This window comes from Nesterenkonia maliinae (assembly GCF_051262655.1).
Lineage (GTDB): Bacteria > Actinomycetota > Actinomycetes > Actinomycetales > Micrococcaceae > Nesterenkonia.
Window position 1 is genome coordinate 194,356 of sequence record NZ_JBIMEY010000006.1, and the last position, 17,604, is coordinate 211,959.

Genomic DNA, 17,604 nt, shown 5'->3' on the forward strand with positions numbered 1-17,604 from the left:
GTGGGCATGACCTGGGCTGACATACGATGACTCCATGACGGTGCTGGGCATGACTGCGATGATCGCGGCCGCGGTGTTTATCGGCACCATCCTCCAACGGGTCTCCGGGACCGGTGTCGGCCTGGTGGTCGCCCCGGTGCTCTCAATCCTGCTGGGCCCGGCCTTCGGCGTGCTGGTCACCAATATGACCACGTTCGTCTCTGGCGGCCTGATCATGATCGCGGTGTGGGCGCATATCAACTGGCGACGCTTCTGGCTGATCATGCCCGCCTCGGTGCTCGGCGCGATCCCAGGAGCCTGGGTGGTCGGGCAGCTCAGCGCCGGGTGGCTCTCGATCATCGTCGGCGGCATCGTGGTCTTTGCGCTGCTGGTGACCTTCGCGCTGCCGACGCTGCCGCACCTTCCCGGCCGCGGGGCGGGACTCTTCGCCGGGCTGCTGGGCGGATTCTTCAACACCACCTCCGGGGTCGCCGGACCGGTGCTGGTCATCTACTCCCGGATCTCGCGCTGGGACCATCGCAGCTTCGCGGCGACCCTGCAGCCGATCTTCATGACGATGGGCGCGGTCTCGGTGATCACCAAGCTGCTGATGGGCTCGGTCGAGGTCAACGAGCACGCGGGGCCGCCGCTGGGCTGGCTCTTCCCGGTCATCGTGGTGACCGTGATCGTCGGCATCCTGCTCGGCACCCAGCTCGCCAAACGCGTGTCCATCCCCACCGCAAGGACCGTGGCGATGACGCTGGCCGGACTCGGCGGGGCCGGCGCGATCATCCGCGGCACTCTGGACGTGCTGGCGTGACTGCCCAGAGCGCACACAGTCGGCGACTGCTCATCGCGCTGTTCTTCATCGGGGTGGCGACCTTCGCCCAGCTCTACTCGCCGCAGGGCCTGCTGCCGCTGATCGCTGCCGAGCAGGAGGTCTCCGCCGACCAGGCGGCGCTGATGATCTCCGCCGCCACCCTCGGGCTCGCGCTCGGGGTGATCCCCTGGTCCTATATCGGCGACGCCCACGGGCGGAAGAAGGCCATGATCTGGGCCATCAGCCTCGCCTGCTTCTTCGGGATCCTGGCAGTGCTCATGCCCGCCCTGTTCGCCGCCCAAGGCTTCGAGCTCGCCCTGCTGATGCGCTTCATCGAGGGGTTCATGCTGGGCGGGGTGCCGGCCCTGGCCGTGGCCTACCTCAACGAGGAGGTCAGCCCCAAGATCGCGGTGGCTGCGGCAGGCACCTACATCTCCGGGACCTCGCTGGGAGGACTGACCGGGCGCATCGTGGCGGCTCCCGTGGGGGAGCAGCTGGGCTGGAAGATCGGCATGCTCACCGTGACGCTGATCGCGGTGGCCTGCGTGCTGGTGTTCCTGCGCCTGGCGCCGACCGCCCAGAACTTCACCCCGCGGAGGGTCCCGGTGCGCGAGATCATGCCGGCGCTGACCGGGAACCTGCGTTCGCCCACGCTGTGGACCCTCTACCTTCAGGGATTCCTCACCATGGGCGGATTCGTGGCGATGTACAACTTCCTCGGCTTCCACCTCTCCGCGCCGCCGTATTCGATCCCGCTGTGGATCGCGTCGCTCGTCTTCCTGGCCTATCTCGCCGGCACCTGGTCCTCACCGCGCGCCGGACGACTGGCGGCACGCTACTCGCGCAAGCCGGTGCTGCTCGCAGGCAACCTGATCATGATCCTCGGCGTCGCACTGACCCTGGTGCCGCATCTGGCCGTGATCATCCTGGGCACCGTGGTGCTCACCGCGGGGTTCTTCGCCGCTCATGCGGTGGCCTCTGGCTGGGTGGGCGCGGCCGCCACGGCCGGCCGAGCGCAGTCCGCGTCGCTGTACAACCTGGGCTACTACGGAGGCTCCTCGATCTTCGGCTACCTCGGCGGAACCGCGCTGCACGTGGCCGGCTGGTCCGGGACGGTGCTGATGGTGCTCGGGCTCGCCGGACTCGCCACGGTGCTGGCCGCCGTGGTCCTGCCCAGAGACTGACTCCCAGAGACTGGCTGTCCTCGCCAGGTTGAACACGCTGCACAGGCTCACGATGCGGCCCAGGCTGTGCCGACGTCATCTTCTGAAGTTCAAAGTGGCAACATGTCTGGAGCCCCCGTAGACTCTGTGAGCCCTGTCACCAGACAGCGCGCCCCTTTGCACCCCACCAGCAGGAGTACCGGCAATGACGACGCCTCCGCGTTCCCGTGTCTCAGGTGACCACCTGAAGAAATACGATCCCCGTACGCAGTCAAAGGCGGAGTCTGAACAGCTCTCAGTCGGTGCTCGCGCGGAGGGCCTTGACCGTCCGGCGCTGATCCGACGGATGATCGGCCTCATCGGCGGCGTGGTCCTGGCGCTGCTGGTCTACTTCGTGATGCCCGGTGACATGGAGGTCTGGCCCCGGCTGACCGCCGCCACCGCCGTGCTGATGGCCGTCTGGTGGATGACCGAGGCGATCCCGATCCCGGCCACGGCCTTGCTCCCGCTGATCATCTTCCCGTTGCTGGTCCCTGCAGGGGACTTCGGCAGCGCCGAAGAGGCCGTGGGCGGAGTCTCCGTGGACGACGTCGGTGCGAGCTATGGCAGCAACATCATCTTCCTGTTCATGGGCGGCTTCATGCTGGCTCTGGCCATGCAGCGCTGGAACCTGCACCGCCGGATCGCGCTGATGACCCTGCGCGCCATGGGCTCGAAGCCGGTGAACCTGATCGCCGGCTTCATGATCGCCACCGGGTTCCTCTCCATGTGGGTCTCCAACACCGCTACCGCCGTGATGATGCTGCCCATCGGCGTCTCGGTGCTGATGCTGGTCAGCAAGATCATGAAGGGTGAGGATCCCGAGACGGCGAAGGATGCCGGCGAGGAGGAGACCAACGTCGCGCTGAAGTCCAACTTCGGGACTGCCCTGATGCTCGGCATCGCCTACGCCGCGTCCATCGGTTCCCTGGGCACCATCATCGGCACCCCACCCAATGCGCTGCTGGCCGGTCATATGGCGGCCAACCACGACCTCACCATCGGCTTCGGCCAGTGGATGCTCGTCGGTGTCCCGATCTCGATCGTGATGCTCGTCATCGCCTGGGTCCTGCTGACTCGGGTGTTGTTCAAGCCCGAGATCGATGACATCCCCGGTGGCGGCGATCTGATCCGCGAGGAGCTGCGCAAGCTCGGCCCGATGTCCGCCGCGGAGCTTCGCGTGCTGATCATCTTCGTGCTCGCCGCGCTCTCCTGGGTCTTCATCCCCCTGATCTCTACGAACCTGCTCGGCATGGAGGACCCGTTCATCTCCGACGCCGGGATCGCGATGATCGTCGGCCTGCTGCTGTTCCTGCTCCCCGGAGGAGCCGCCAAGGGCGTACGTCTGCTGGACTGGGAGTACGCCGCGAAGCTGCCCTGGGGCGTGCTGCTGCTCTTCGGCGGCGGCCTGGCGCTCTCGGCACAGTTCGGCAACTCCGGACTCTCCGCCTGGCTCGGCACGCAGGTCGAAGGCCTGGCAGGGATCCCGGTCTGGGTGCTGGTGCTCGTCGCAGCACTCGGCATCCTGCTGCTCACCGAGATGACCTCGAACACGGCGACGGCGGCCACCTTCCTTCCCGTGGCCTCCGGCGTCGCGATGGGCACCGGAGTCGATCCGCTGATTCTCGCCGCCCCGGTCGCGCTGGCCGCGACCTGCGCGTTCATGCTGCCTGTGGCCACCCCTCCGAACGCGATCGCCTACGGTTCGGGGTACGTGACCATCGGTCAGATGATCAAGGGCGGCATCTGGCTCAACGTCGCCGGCGTCGTCATCATCACGGCGGTCTCGATGACCATTCTGGTCTGGGTCTTTGGTCTGACCCTGTAACGCCAGACGCTCACTGCCCCTGGCTGCGTTCGGCCTCCAGCCGGGGGCCGAGCGGGTTGACCTCGGTGTTCACGGTGGTGGCGCTCAGCGTCTCGCCGAGATCCTCGAGCAGCCCCTCCGTGGAGGTCGCGGTGGGCTCGCTGACCTCCAGACGGCTCATCGCCTCCACCTTGGGCAGCACCTGGCGTTCGATGTTGCCGATCAACCCGTTGTACGCCGTCACCGCCTGCCGAAGCCGGTCCCCGGTCCGGGCGAGATGCTCGCTCATCTTGGCCAGCCGACGGTAGAGATCCCGTGAGTGATCCACGACCTCGCGGATGTTCTGCGCCAGCCGCTCCTGCCGCCAGGCCGCGGAGACCGCCTTCAGCGAGGCCAGCAGCGAGGCGGGGGAGACCAGGGTGACGCCTTTGGAGAGCGCGTCATCGAGCAGCATCGGGTCCGCCTCCATCGCCGCGGAGAGCAGCGACTCGGCCGGGACGAAGCAGAAGACCACATCGGGGGAGAGGTCCACGGCCTCCCAGTAGCGCTTCTTCGCGAGCTCATCGACCCGGAAGCGCAGCGCCTTGGCCTGGGCCTTCGGGTCGGTGGGGTTCAGCGGCGCCTTCGCGTCGAGCACGAGCTGGCGCCCTCCGGGCAGGTGCACCACCATGTCCGGGATCAGCAGCTGCCCGTCGGCGCCGCGGCCGCTGTGCTGCTCGGTGAAGTCCACATGGGGCAGCATCCCGGCGGACTCCACGACCCGGCGCAGCTGCACCTCGCCCCAGTGTCCACGCGCCGAGGTCGAGTGCAGACTCCCGAGCAGCGCCTGGGTGGATTCGATGATCCGCGCATCGGTCTCCGCGGCAGAGGTCAGCTGCTGGGAGAGCCGGGAGTGCTGGGCGGCCCGCTCGGTCTCCAGCTCCTGGACCCGGCGGTGCATCTCGGTGACGCCCTGGCGCACCGGGTGCAGCATCTCCACCAGCGTCTCGCGCTCCCGGGCCGCCTCGGAGTCCTCCTCACGACGGCGCTCCAGCTCCCAGAGCCGGCCCTGCGCCAGACTGAGCTGCTGCTGGGTCCCAGCAAGCTCCGCCTGCACGCTGGTGAGCGCCTGGTGGGAGCTCTCCAGCTGGCCGCGCAGCTGGCCGGCGTCATCGGTGCCGCGGCGAAGCAGGAAGAGCACCAGCCAGCTGCCCAGCACGCCGAGGAGAAGTCCGCTGAGGAAGTACACGAGGGTCATACCACCCAGCATGCCACTGGGCAGTGACATGGACGCGGACGTGGACTGGGACATGGAGCGTGACCCGGCGGCAGACATCGACGCCGGCATCAGGGGTGACCTGCGCACCGCCGAGCCCGCTGACATAGGGTTGCAGCAGAGAACTCGCGCCGCGTACGGCGCGGCCCGCCAGAACCAGAGGAGCCCCGATGATCCGAATCCTGCTCGTCCGCCACGGAGAGACCGATTGGAACAAGACCCACCGTCTCCAGGGGCATTCGGACATCTCGCTCGCCGACTCCGGAAAGCTACAGGCGCAGACCACCGGTGCATTCGTCCGCGCGCAGAACCCGGCACAGGCTCATGTCTCCAGCCTGGTGCGGACCCAGCAGACCTTCGCCGAGTTCGGCCTCGACCTTCAGCCCCAGATCTGGGACGAGCTGCGTGAGCAAAACCTGGGGGAGTGGGAGGGCGCCTTCGCGGCAGAGATCCGTGACGCCGAGCCGGAGAACTTCGAGGGCTGGCGCGCCGGGAGCTACACCCCGGCCGGGGGAGAGGCGCACGCGGATCTGCAGTCCCGGATGACGCGCGCCTTCAGCGACATCGTGCGTTCGACCGCAGAGATCGCTCCCACCGCCTCGGCCGACCTCAGCTTCGAAGTGCGCACCGCCGTCGTCGTCTCCCATGGCGCTGCGCTGCGGGTGCTCTTCGAGGGGCTCGGGCTGCTGGATCGGCGTCAGTTCATCCCGCTGACCCCGGCCGCGGTCACCGTGCTCGACATTCCGCTGACCTCGGGTTCGGTCTCCTCCTCGCTGCCCAACGCGGGGCTTGACGAGGAGCACGACGACGACGCCGAGGCCCGTGCGATCCGCGAGCTCACCGATGCCCAGATTGCCGATCACGCGCGGCTGCGTCTGATCAACCTCTCCCCGGAGCTGCTGAACCCCGGGCTGAGCACTCCCGCCATCTGAACAGCAGCGCCGGAAACGCATCGAGTGGGCGATTCAAGGGACTATCCCGACCTCTAAGGCCGAGAACCTCCCTCAAATCGCCCACTCGAGGCGGGGTGCCCGGCGGAACCCGGGCCAGCGAACTAGACCTAGGCGTTGGCCGCCTTGATCAGGTCCGCGCAGCGCTCACCGATCATCATGGTGGTGATGTTCGGGTTCACCGTGGTCAGCTCCGGCATGACCGAGGCGTCGGCCACGCGCAGCCCCTGGACGCCCTTGACCCGCAGCTGGGAGTCCACCGGTGACATCGCGTCGTCGTCGGCGCCCATCCGCACGGAACCGGCCGGGTGGTAGACCGTGTTGTGCGTGCGGGTGACGTAGTCGGCGAGGTCCTCATCGGTCTGCGTCTCCTGACCGGGGAAGAGCTCCCGTCCGGCCCAGTCAGCCATGGCCGGCTGGGCGGCGATCTGGCGGGCCAGCTTGATGCCCTCCACGGCCACACGCATGTCGTGACCCTCCGGGTCGGTGAAGTAGCGCGGATCCACCTTGGGCTTGTCCCGGTAGTCCTTGGAGCGCAGCCGCACCGTCCCGCGTGACTTCGCGTGCGTGACGTTGGGGGTCAGGCAGAAGGTGTTGTCCGCGCTGGGGTAGCCCTGGCGCAGGGTGTGCATGTCGAAGGGCACCGAGCCGTAGTGCATCATCAGGTCTGGACGGTCCAGGCCCTCACGGGTGGCCGAGAAGATTCCGATCTCCCACCACTGGTAGGAGTCCTCCACCATGGGCTGCTTGGCTTCCCAGGCGATGACCGCCTCGGGGTGGTCCTGCAGGTGCTCGCCCACGCCGGGGGAGTCCACGCGGGCCTCGATGCCGAACTCGGCCAGGTGCTGCGCCGGGCCGATCCCGGAGAGCATCAGCAGCTTCGGGGAGTCGATCGCCCCGGCCGAGAGCACGATCTCCTTGGTGGCACTGATCCGGTCGGCCCGGCCGAACGCGTTGTTGACCGCGTCCACGCCGACCGCGCGGTCGCCCTCGAAGATGATCTCGCGCACCCAGGTGTCAGTGAGGATGCTCAGGTTGGGTCGCTCCAGGATCGGGTGCAGGTAGGAGACCGACGACGACGACCGGGTCCCGTCCTCCTTCCGGTTCACCTGGAAGAAGTTCGCGCCCTTGAGCACGGTCTCACCGGTGTTGAACTGCACCCGCGGGATGCCCTCTTCCTCACAGGCGTCCAGCAGTGCCACGCCGCAGGGGTCCTTCGGCGGGATGGTCATCAGGTTCACCGGTCCGCTGCGGCCGTGATGATCGCCGGGGGCGTCATTGGTCTCCAGCCGCTGGAAGATCGGGTAGGTGGACTCGGCGTTCCAGCCGACGGCTCCCTGAGCCTCCCATTCGTCCATGTCCTCGCGCAGCGCCCAGAAGGCGATGCAGGAGTTGTGCGAGGAGCAGCCGCCGAGCACCTTGGCGCGGGCGTGGCGCATGAAGGAGTTGCCGTTCTCCTGGGGCTCGATCAGGTAGTCCCAGTCGTAGCCGGACTCCAGCAGCTCCATCCAGCGGTTGAGCTGCAGGATCTCTGGCTTGTCCGCGTCGGTGGGTCCTGCCTCGAGCAGGGCCACCGTCACGTCGGGGTCCTCGGACAGGCGGGCGGCGACGGCCGCGCCGCCTGAGCCGCCGCCGATCACGACGTAGTCAAAAGTGGTGTTCTCCACGGGGTCTCCTTATTTCTCGGGCATGCTGAACCAGCCGGTGACGGCGGGCTCGGTGTTCTCGTAGATGTGCTTGGCCTCGCGGTACTCGTCCAGACCCATGTGGCCCAGCTCGCGGCCGACGCCGGACTGCTTGAAGCCGCCCCACTCCGCCTGCGGCAGGTAGGGGTGGTAGTCGTTGATCCAGATGGTGCCGTGGCGAAGGCGCGAGGACACCCGGTGCGCAGTGCCCCGGTCCGAGGTCCAGACCGCTCCGGCCAGTCCGTATATGGTGTCGTTCGCGGTCTCGATGGCCTCGGCCTCGGTGGTGAAGGTCTCCACGGTGATCACCGGGCCGAAGCCCTCCTCCAGGACCACGGACATGCCGCGCTCGACGTCATCGAGCACCGTGGGGGCGTAGAAGTACCCGTTGCGGTGCTCCTCGCCGCCGAAGTGGTGTCCGGTGCGCAGCGTGGCGCCCTCCTCGATGCCGCGCTGGGTGTAGTCATAGACCTTCTGGCGGTGCTCGGCGGAGATCAGCGGTCCGGTCTCGGCGGCCTCCTCGAAGGGCCCGCCCATCCGAATGTGCTCCGCGCGGCGGACCAGCTCGGTGACGAACTTCTCCTTGATGGACTCCTCGATGATCAACCGGGTGCCTGCGGAGCAGACCAGCCCGGAGTCCACGAAGCCGGCGTTGAGCGCGTTGTCCACCGCGGCGTCGAAGTCGGCGTCGGCGAAGACCACGTTCGGGTTCTTGCCGCCAAGCTCCAGGGCGACCTTCTTCACAGTCTCTGCGGCGGTGGCGGCGATCTTGCGTCCGGTGACCACGCCTCCGGTGAAGGAGACCATGTCCACGTCAGGGTGGGAGGACAGCGGCGCACCCGCGGTGGCGCCGGCGCCGGTGATCAGGTTCGCCACACCGGCGGGCAGGCCCAGGGAGTCATAGACGTCCATGATCAGCATGCCGGTGTGCGGGGTCAGCTCCGCGGGCTTGAGGATGAAGCTGTTGCCCGCGGCCAGGGCGGGGGCCATCTTCCAGGCCGCCTGCAGCAGCGGATAGTTCCACGGGGTGATCATCCCGACGACGCCGACGGGCTCATAGACGACCCGGGAGATCACGGTGGGGTCCCCGGCGTCGACCAGGCGGCCCGACTCGGCGTCGGCGAGCTTCCCGAAGTGCCGGTAGCAGGCGATGATGTCGTCCATGTCGATCTGCGCCTCGACGAACCGCTTGCCGGTGTCCAGCGCTTCGGCCCGGGCGAACTCGTCCTTGCGCGCCTCGATGGCATCGGCCACGGCGAGCACGAAGGCCCCGCGCTCAGCGGCAGGGGTGTCGGCCCAGACGTGGGAGTCGAAGGCCTTGCGGGCTGCGGCGATCGCGGCGAGGGTGTCGGCCTCGCCGGCTTCGGAGACCACACCCACCTCGGAGCCGTCCGCAGGACAGTGGATGGTGCGGGTCTCGCCGGACTGGGCGGGAACCCATTCTCCGTCGATGAACAGCGTGGAGGCCTGCTCTGCTGTGCTCATATGTGCTCCTCAGCTTCCGTTGGTGCGGTCGTGGTCCCAGTCGTCTGGGATGTTGCTGCCGGTGTGCAGCGAGGAGGACTGTCCGCCCTCTTCGCTCATGGTCAGGAAGGTCAGATGACGCTCGTAGGAGTCCAGGACATCGGCGATGACCTGCTCTCGGGTGTAACCCATGAGGTCATGGCCCTCCGATCCGGTGGCCGAGAACGTCTCTACACGGTAGTAGGTCTCCTCGGTCGGGCGCATGCTGCGCGCGAAGCTCGGCACCGAGTACGCCACCGGGTAGACCTGGTACTTGAACTCGGTCTGCTCGCCGAAGTAGACATGCAGATCGATGTGCGGAAGCCCGGTGTCGGGCACCAGGCCGCGCTCGCAGCTGATCTCCGCGCCCTGGTCGCGCAGCTCGGAAGCGACGTCTTCCACGGCCGGTGCCGCGACCGTCTCGATGAACTCGGTGGCCTGCTTGGCGGAGGGGAAGTGCATGCCGCGGGCAAGCCGACGGCGCCAGCTCAGCCCGCCGCGCTCGCCGGAGTCCTGGCTGCGCTCAGAGACCATCCAGGGCAGGGTGGCCTCCCTGGATTCGCGGTTATACCGCTCCATCTGCAGGGCGCGCCAGACGCCCACCATGAGCAGGTACATCACCACCGAGAACGGCAGTCCGATGATCACGGTGGCCATCTGCAGGGTGTAGACCCCGTCGAGCATCAGCACCGCCAGGGTCAGCGCACCGGTGGCCAGGGCCCAGAACACGCGGAGCCAGGGGGCGCCGTCGTCGGAGGCGCTGAGCGACTTGGAGGTGAAGTTCGCCATCACCAGGGCGCCGGAGTCGGCGGAGGTGATGTAGAACAGCAGGCCGGTGATCACGGAGAGTCCGATGGTGAAGGTGGCGCCGGGGTACTGCTCCAGGAGCAGGTAGTAGCTGGCTTCGGGGTTCTCCACCGCGGCGGTGATGAACTCGGTGTTGCCGCTGAGGAACTCCCAGATCGCGCCGTTGCCGAAGATCGAGATCCACAGCAGGATGAAGCCGAAGGGGATGATCAGCGTGCCGACCACGAACTGGCGCAGGGTGCGGCCGCGGGAGATGCGGGCCAGGAAGAGGCCCACGAAGGGGGCCCAGGCGATCCACCAGGCCCAGAAGAACAGCGTCCACCATTCGAGCCACTGACCCTCTGGCGGGTTGTAGGCGAAGGTGTCCAGCAGCATCGAGGGGAAGAAGGCGGCGAAGTCGCCGATGTTCTTGACCAGCCCGTTGAGCAGGAAGGTGGTCTCGCCGGCGATCAGCACGTAGAGCAGCAGGACGACGGCGAAGACCACGTTGAGCTCGGCCAGCCGGCGGATGCCCTTGTCCACCCCGGAGACGGAGGAGAAGATCACGACGATCACCGCGAGCACGATCAGCCCGATCTGCGCGCCGGTGCCCTGCTCGATCCCGAAGAGCCATTCCAGGCCGTAGTTGAGGAAGACCACGCCGATGCCCAGGCTGGTGGCGATGCCGAAGATGGTACCGATCACGGCGGCGATCTCGATGCCGTCGCCGGTGGCGCCCTGGGCGCGCTTGCCGATGATCGGGTAGAGCGCGCTGCGGATGCTGAGCGGGAGGTGGTAGCGGTAGGCGAAGAGGCCGAAGGCCATGCCCATCAGCGCGTACATCGCCCAGCCGGGGATCCCATAGTGGAAGAGGGTCCACAGCACTGCCATCTCGGTGGCGCCTGAGGAGCCGGCCTCATTGCCGGGGGCGGTGGTGAGGTTCGTGGCGGGTCCCGAGATCGCGAAGAACATCAGGTCCACACCGATGCCCGCGGCGAAGAGCATCGCGGTCCAGGTGAAGAGGTTGTACTTCGGCGTGGAGTGATCTGGTCCCATCTTGGTGCGTCCCACGCGGGAGAACGCGACGATCAGGACGAAGACCACCACGATGCCGGCGGTGAGGATGTAGTACCAGCCGAGGTTCGCGCCGATCCAGAGGAAGACGGCTTCCAGCGTGGTGTAAGCGGTGTCCGGTGCGAGCCAGGCCCACAGGGTGAAGGCGATGATGATCGCCGCGGAGCCGATGAAGACCGGCAGATTCACTTTCGAGCGTGCAGGAGTCCCTGACGAGCCGTCCCCCTGGACATCGCTCGGGACGTCACTGGGGACGTCGTGCGTGGCCGATGCCATGAAATTATGTTCCTTCCGGTGCTGAGTGAGTGCGCTTGTGTATCAATAGGTTCGAGTGATTGAGCCTCAGGCATCTTAGACACGGGTTGACCGCGTCCGGGACACGAAGGTGTGGTAGATGTGATCCGAATCTCCTGAATCCGGCGAAGACCCGGTCCACATAGTGAACGTCAGGATCAGTCTATGGCGCGCTGGTCAGAGCCGGGAAGCCCCTGGAAGTCGCCGCGGGGCCGTCTGGACGGTAGGTTAGGTGACCGTGGCTTTGACTATCGGAATCGTAGGACTACCCAATGTGGGCAAGTCGACCCTGTTCAACGCGCTGACTCGTCAGTCGATCCTGGCGGCGAACTATCCGTTCGCCACCATCGAGCCGAATGTGGGCATCGTAAACCTGCCCGATGAGCGGCTGGACGCGCTGGCGAAGATCTTCGGCTCGCAGAAGATCCTCCCCGCGACGGTGTCCTTCGTGGACATCGCCGGGATCGTCAAGGGCGCCTCCGAGGGTGAAGGGCTGGGCAATCAGTTCCTGGCCACGATCCGTGAGGCTCACGCCATCGCTCAGGTGGTCCGTGTGTTCGAGGATGAAAACGTCATCCACGTGGACGGCAAGGTGGATCCCACCTCCGATATGGAGACCATCAACACCGAGCTGATTCTGGCCGATCTCCAGACCATGGAGAACGCGATCCCGAAGCTGGAGAAGCAGGTCAAGGGACGCAAGGCCGAGCAGGCCACCCTGGATGCCTACCTGGTCGCGCAGAAGACGCTCGAGCGCGGGGACACCATCTTCAGCTCCATCACCAAGGACAAGCTCGAGATGGAGCACCTGGGACAGCTGAACCTGCTCACCGCCAAGCCCTTCATCTACGTGTTCAACGCCGACGAGGGTGTGCTGAACTCCGCCGAGAAGCAGGCCGAGCTGGCGGCCCTGGTCGCACCGGCCGACGCCGTGTTCCTCGATGCCAAGCTCGAGGCCGATCTCGTGGAGCTCTCTGAGGAGGAGGCCCGCGAGATGCTGGAGCTCAATGGCCAGGAAGAGTCCGGCATGGACCAGCTGGCCCGCGTCGGCTTCACCACGCTCGGGCTGCAGACCTACCTCACCGCAGGGCCCAAAGAGACCCGCGCCTGGACGGTCAACAAGGGTGCGACGGCGCCCGAGGCGGCCGGCGTGATCCACACCGACTTCCAGCGCGGCTTCATCAAGGCCGAGATCGTGAACTTCGATGACCTGGTGGCGGCGGGATCGATGGCCGACGCCAAGTCCGCCGGCAAGGTGCGCATCGAGGGCAAGGAATACATCATGAAGGACGGCGACGTGGTGGAGTTCCGTCATGGAATAACCTCTGCGGCACAAGGCAAGAAGTGACGGCGCACCGGCGCGGGCGACCGCGACTATAGCTAAGATCGCACGGGCCCTCGGGCTGATGCTCGAGCTCAGAGACGACGAGTGACTACGTGCTTCTACTAGATGGAGGTGCCGACGAGGTGGCTATGTCGCCCTGCTGTTCGAGCAGGCTCCTACTCCGACAAAGTCCATCCCGCGCTCGAGCCCTCAGCTCACCCTAACCACACTGGGACCTTCCCCTTACTGGTCCTGAGCCGGGAACTCGATCCACCCGTACCGATTGTCCGCTGTCGAAACTGCGAGGGCATAGCAACGCTCAGGAATGATGCCCAACGCTCTCAGCGAGGCAACCCGCGACCCGAATGCCTTGGCTTGGCCCGAATTCACGGTGGCGCGGAGGTCGTCCTCGCCCGTCGTCTTGAGATCGGTTACGTCGCAATGCTTCCAGTCCATGCCGCCGATAAGGTCGGGTTGCGTTATAGACGGGCGCAACTTGCTCGGAGATGCGAAAGGAGGCTGCGACCACAGCCACGCCCAGTCCCGGGCTACCGCTACGGTTTCGATGCTCTCGGCTGCGCACAGGGCGGTCACTTGCAGCCTGTCGAGAACCCAAGTGCGCGTGTCGTTGTCCAGCTGGAAGAAGTCGTCGCGTGGTTTCGCCCACAATCGACCGCCCGGATCTAGGGCGAGTTCTGCCGTCGACCATCTGGAGTCTGCATGAGACTCTGTCAGTATCGTGACGAGGAATTCTTCGGCAGCAGCGGCGTCTTCGCTGATGGGAGCGACAGTATCCACGTTCCGAGGTCCTCGTCCCCTTGGGGGCGGTATCCACGCCGGAGTACCTGCGGCTTGGCGTACGGCATGCAGATCGCTCGGTCCACGAGTGTCCCAAGAGCCATTTGGAGCGGCCGGTCATTTCGCATGGATAGCCCGCTCAGTTAATTCAGTAGTCCCCTGCGGAGCGACACTGGTCCTCCGGCGGGGGCACTCGAGCTCCCGGACATCTGAATCGGTGAGCGGGACGAAAGAACGATTGTTCGCGCTACTCAGCGATTCTCCCTCCATCTGCAACTATCATTGTCTCAGTCCTGGGAACGTCCATGGCGCCAGCCTTCCTGTTGATAGTCGTTAAGCTACAGAGGACTACCGACAATCGGTGGTCACGAAAACATCTCCTTCGCGAGACAGAAACGGTTGCGCGGTTCCCTGTTGTGGGAGGAGCCTCATAAGTCTGTCTTGTGCTTATGCGATACGAGACGTGCTTTATGAGACGATTGCATAGACTCTCACCGAACATTCTGACTGGCCCTGCACAGGTCAAGCGTCATTTTTTTGGCGGCCGGTGGTCTTCCCCGCGTAGCAGACCGGCAGAATTTTGACCAAGTCAGTCTCGAGAGCTAGGTACCTCCATGATGCTCCGCCGCCTTCGAATCAATCACTTCCGTGGCATCGAGTCTCTGGACTGGGTGATCAGTCAGCGTTTGATCGGTCTAATCGGTGCCGGAGATAGCACCAAGACCACGCTTCTTGAGGCAGTCGGTCTCGTATTAAGCCCGAGCCACAGTCCTCAGTTCACTGATGCAGACTTTTACCTTCTGGACGTGACCAAGAACATCGTCATCGAGGCGGCGGTCACGGGTCTACCGGACAACCTGATCAAGGAAAGCCAGCTGGGCAAGCACCGATCCGGCATCATGCCTGATGGCAAGCTGCTTCACGATCCAGTTGATGAAGCCGAGGAATGCCTGGTAATCAGGCTTACCGTTACTCCGGATCTGGATCCGACGTGGGACCTGGTGCGCCCTGGCGCCGACGAGGCCCGTCCAATCTCCGCCAGCCAACGCCGACAGTTGGGCTTCTTCCGGCTGGGAGAAAGACCTGACTACCATCTTCGCTGGGGGCGCGGGTCAGCGCTCTCGGGTCTGACCGGCGATGGTGACGGTGCTTCGTCAATCGTTCTTGATGCGCAGAGAGAGGCGCGCGCGGCCGTCTTCGCTTCCGAACCGAACGCGCTGCACAACGCAGCGGCGGCGGCACAACGTTCAGCGGACAGATTCGGTGCGGCCAAGTTCAACCAGCTGCGACCCGGGCTGGAGCCCGGCTCGGCGTCTTCGTCTCATTCTCTGATTCTCCATGATGGTGATGTGCCGGTATCGAGCCTTGGGCTCGGTACCCGCCGGCTGATGAGTCTGTCGATACAGGACCAGGCGATGGCCGATGGATCGATCATCGCTATTGACGAGGTGGAGCACGGGTTGGAACCGCATCGCCTGACACACGCCCTCCACCGGCTCAAGTCACGCGCTGAAGGAGGCCATCTGCAGGTGATTATGACAACTCACTCACCCGTCGCGGTCAAGACCCTGAGCGCCGTCGACTTCGTCGTCGTGCACACCAATGGGGCGGGCGTCACTACGTGCATTCCCGTGCCTGAGTCTCTCGACAACGTGCAAGGTACGTTCCGGAGCGCGCCGGAAGCGCTACTGGGCCGCCGGTGCTCGTCGGTGAAGGGGCGACGGAGGTCGGCTTCTTGCGCGGGCTGCTGCGGCACTGGGATCTTGAACGGCTCAAGGCGGAGCAGGCAACCGCTGCGGCGGTCGGTACCGTTCTTGTTAACGGCGCGGGCGGGACACAATCAATTCAGCGCGCCCAGAACTTTCGGTATCTCGGATACCCGACGTGCATGCTCATCGACAACGATGACCGGGCGATCGATGGGTCGGTTGTGGCGGCCTTGGCAGGGGGCGTCGCCGTGCATCGGTGGGCGTTCGACAATTCCCTTGAGGACGAGATCATCCAGACGCTCCCTATTGAGGGGCTGCAGGCGCTAGTGGACCTCGCTGCGGACATACGGGGAGAGGGATCGATCAGCAACGCCGTCGGAGCAAGGCTCAGTGTCGGTCTCGGGGGAACGGACGTCGAAGGTTGGCAGGCGCAGGCCGGAGTCGACGAATCCTCGGTGCGCAATGCCATCGCTATTGCCGCTGCGACCAAGAGGAACGAATGGTTCAAGCGCGAAGACCGGGGCGAGGAGCTCGCCGAGGTAGTCATCGCGCACTGGGACGGGCTGGGCGACACTCACTTGATCAACGTGATCGGAGAGTTGCGGGAGTTCGCCTACCCGTCAGCAACGGGGCCGATAGAGACTGACTATGCGGAGACGCCCGCTCATGGCTGAGGAGCCACGTATCCAGGACGCCGTCGACGCTGTCCTCGCCGGGCTGCCGTGCTCTGTAACCCTTCCTGCCGGCGCGGGAAAGACGGAGCTCATCGCTGCGTCCGTGGCGGAAGTTGCTCAGCGCGGCGGAACGAGTTTGGTGTTGACGCACACCCATGCTGGTGTGGATGCACTCCGTCGTCGGATACAGAAATTCGGCGTGGCAAACGACCACGTGGTTGTCCGCACGATCGATGCGTGGTCGTACGATCTGATAGCCCATTTTCCCGACCTTGCTGGACTCTCGGTGCCGGCGGTTCCCAACTGGAGCAGGTCCTCTGACTACCATCGGGCGGCCTCGCGTGCGGTACGCGCTAAAGCTGTGGTGCGCATGCTTGGAGCCAGCTACACCCACCTGTTCATCGACGAATACCAGGATTGCCTGATCGGTCAGCACGAATTGGTGCTTGCGTTGGCAAAGGCTCTTCCAACCGCTGTGTTCGGGGACCCGCTGCAGAGCCTGTTCAACTTCGGCAACAACCGGCCGGTGGACTGGGAAACCGATGTCGTTGGTAACTTCCCCAAAGCCGAGGTTGAGCACCGTCCGCGCCGATGGGACCCCGATCATCAGGCACTCGGTGCATGGCTCGTGGAGGTCAGAGGCAATCTTCTTCACGGAGTGCCGATCGATCTAACGTCTGCGCCGCTCTCCTGGGTGCAGCGCCACGATCCGCGCGCATACGTCGGTGTCTGTTACAGGGCACTGAAGCTCGAAGGGACGGTGGCCGTCCTGGGACAGTTCCGACCAGATTGCGTGAACGCTGCGAGTGCGTTGAAAGGCACCTACTCGGTGATGGAGGCGCTCGATGAGAAGATCCCGATGACCTTGGCGACGACCATCGACACAGAAGGCGGCGCGACGACGGCGAAAGCTGTCCTCGATTTCGCAATCGCAAGCAGCATTGGCCTGCCAACGCACTTCTCTGCCGTGAAGCGGAAGCAGCTCGGTGAGGGCAAGTCATTCTCCACTAGAAGCCACGACCTGAAACCGGCTTACGAGGCGGTCCTCCGGGTCCGTGACTACCCCACGCCTGAAACAGTACGAACAGCTCTCGATCATCTCTGCAGATTGCCGGGGGTATCAGTCCATTGCCGTGAGGCATGGACCGAGATTCTGACTTCTGTCACTGTGGCCGGAACCGATGGGTGCACTGTTGTAGATGCCCTTAATCGGACGAGGAACCACTCGCGTGCCACCGGCCGCAGACCGATGGCACGCGTGGTCTCCCGGCCACTTCTCGTCAAGGGCCTTGAATACGACCATGTAGTCATCCTCAGCCCGGAGAGGTATAGCGCCCAGGAACTCTATGTCGCTCTCACGCGTGGATCAAAGTCGGTCACGTTGATCAGCGACGCAGCTTTGCTCCCTGCACCGAGGATGGCCGGGACACGAGCACCTTCTTGCCGGACCTGACGGTCGGGAAGTCCACTATGAGTCCGCCCGTGCTGAGCGGTGCCGGTAGTAGGTAGCTTTCGACCATCCGACCGTTTTAGTAGCCTCAACCACGCCGAGCCCTTCGGAGTCGATGAGGTACTTTACCGGACGAAGATTGGGCGCAACCTTTTCGAAATCCGGAGCCGGACGACCGAACTTAACGCCTCGGGCCTTGGCTGCGTTCACGCCGGCGTGGACACGTTCCTGGATGAGCTCGCGTTCGTACTCGGCGAAGGTCGCGTGGTGCTGAGCATCAGACGACCTTCCCGC

At 65.3% G+C, this 17,604-nt stretch carries 12 protein-coding genes and 2 pseudogenes; 8 read left to right on the forward strand and 6 right to left on the reverse strand.

Features of this window, described 5'->3' with window-relative positions; genetic code table 11:
* Positions 1-34 precede the first annotated feature (34 nt).
* The 3 genes from ACHAA4_RS11875 (at position 35) to ACHAA4_RS11885 (ending at position 3,829) form a co-directional block, all read left to right on the forward strand.
* Positions 35-799, forward strand: coding sequence for a TSUP family transporter (locus ACHAA4_RS11875; protein WP_435774380.1), 765 nt, complete (start codon positions 35-37; stop codon positions 797-799).
* The gene (locus tag ACHAA4_RS11880) at positions 796-1,983 is read left to right on the forward strand and encodes an MFS transporter (RefSeq protein WP_435774381.1); all 1,188 of its coding nucleotides are present in this window, start codon (positions 796-798) and stop codon (positions 1,981-1,983) included. The genes ACHAA4_RS11875 and ACHAA4_RS11880 overlap by 4 nt, the downstream gene beginning before the upstream one ends.
* A gap of 184 nt (positions 1,984-2,167) precedes the next feature.
* On the forward strand, positions 2,168-3,829 hold the full coding sequence (locus ACHAA4_RS11885; RefSeq protein ID WP_435774382.1) for an SLC13 family permease: 1,662 nt from the start codon (positions 2,168-2,170) through the stop codon (positions 3,827-3,829).
* 10 nt (positions 3,830-3,839) lie between these two features.
* On the opposite strand, the gene ACHAA4_RS11890 is transcribed toward ACHAA4_RS11885, so the two are convergent.
* The gene (locus ACHAA4_RS11890) at positions 3,840-5,075 is read right to left on the reverse strand and encodes a DNA recombination protein RmuC (RefSeq protein WP_435774383.1); all 1,236 of its coding nucleotides are present in this window, start codon (positions 5,073-5,075) and stop codon (positions 3,840-3,842) included.
* 158 nt (positions 5,076-5,233) lie between these two features.
* Here ACHAA4_RS11890 and ACHAA4_RS11895 point away from each other — a divergent pair, with 158 nt between their 5' ends.
* Positions 5,234-5,995 (forward strand): histidine phosphatase family protein, encoded by a 762-nt coding sequence (locus ACHAA4_RS11895; protein WP_435774384.1) that lies wholly within the window; start codon positions 5,234-5,236, stop codon positions 5,993-5,995.
* 128 nt (positions 5,996-6,123) lie between these two features.
* On the opposite strand, the gene ACHAA4_RS11900 is transcribed toward ACHAA4_RS11895, so the two are convergent.
* Genes ACHAA4_RS11900 through betT form a run of 3 tightly spaced genes read right to left on the reverse strand, consistent with a single transcriptional unit; the run spans position 6,124 to position 11,337 of the window.
* On the reverse strand, positions 6,124-7,680 hold the full coding sequence (locus ACHAA4_RS11900) for a GMC family oxidoreductase (RefSeq protein WP_435774385.1): 1,557 nt from the start codon (positions 7,678-7,680) through the stop codon (positions 6,124-6,126).
* A gap of 9 nt (positions 7,681-7,689) precedes the next feature.
* Positions 7,690-9,183: an aldehyde dehydrogenase family protein gene (locus tag ACHAA4_RS11905; RefSeq protein WP_435774386.1), complete on the reverse strand. Its 1,494-nt coding sequence runs from the start codon at positions 9,181-9,183 to the stop codon at positions 7,690-7,692.
* Positions 9,184-9,192: 9 nt separating this feature from the next.
* Positions 9,193-11,337 (reverse strand): choline BCCT transporter BetT, encoded by a 2,145-nt coding sequence (betT, locus tag ACHAA4_RS11910; RefSeq protein ID WP_435774387.1) that lies wholly within the window; start codon positions 11,335-11,337, stop codon positions 9,193-9,195.
* 256 nt (positions 11,338-11,593) lie between these two features.
* Between betT and ychF the strand changes: the two genes are divergently transcribed.
* Positions 11,594-12,703 (forward strand): redox-regulated ATPase YchF, encoded by a 1,110-nt coding sequence (gene ychF, locus ACHAA4_RS11915; RefSeq protein ID WP_435774388.1) that lies wholly within the window; start codon positions 11,594-11,596, stop codon positions 12,701-12,703.
* 219 nt (positions 12,704-12,922) lie between these two features.
* Here ychF and ACHAA4_RS11920 read toward each other — a convergent pair whose 3' ends face one another.
* Positions 12,923-13,477 carry a hypothetical protein gene (locus ACHAA4_RS11920; protein ID WP_435774389.1) on the reverse strand — a complete coding sequence of 185 codons (555 nt, stop codon included), beginning with the start codon at positions 13,475-13,477 and terminating at the stop codon, positions 12,923-12,925.
* A 617-nt stretch (positions 13,478-14,094) separates the two neighbouring features.
* Here ACHAA4_RS11920 and ACHAA4_RS11925 point away from each other — a divergent pair.
* The 3 genes and pseudogenes from ACHAA4_RS11925 to ACHAA4_RS11935 form a co-directional block, all read left to right on the forward strand.
* A pseudogene (locus ACHAA4_RS11925) lies at positions 14,095-15,024 on the forward strand (ATP-dependent nuclease); the annotation flags it as partial.
* A 188-nt stretch (positions 15,025-15,212) separates the two neighbouring features.
* Entirely contained in the window at positions 15,213-15,860 is a 648-nt protein-coding gene (locus tag ACHAA4_RS11930; RefSeq protein ID WP_435774405.1) for a hypothetical protein, read from the forward strand.
* Positions 15,853-17,313 carry a UvrD-helicase domain-containing protein gene (locus ACHAA4_RS11935; RefSeq protein ID WP_435774390.1) on the forward strand — a complete coding sequence of 487 codons (1,461 nt, stop codon included), beginning with the start codon at positions 15,853-15,855 and terminating at the stop codon, positions 17,311-17,313. Before ACHAA4_RS11930 ends, ACHAA4_RS11935 begins: the two co-directional genes overlap by 8 nt.
* A gap of 15 nt (positions 17,314-17,328) precedes the next feature.
* Here ACHAA4_RS11935 and ACHAA4_RS11940 read toward each other — a convergent pair.
* Positions 17,329-17,604: pseudogene (locus ACHAA4_RS11940) on the reverse strand (recombinase family protein); the annotation flags it as partial.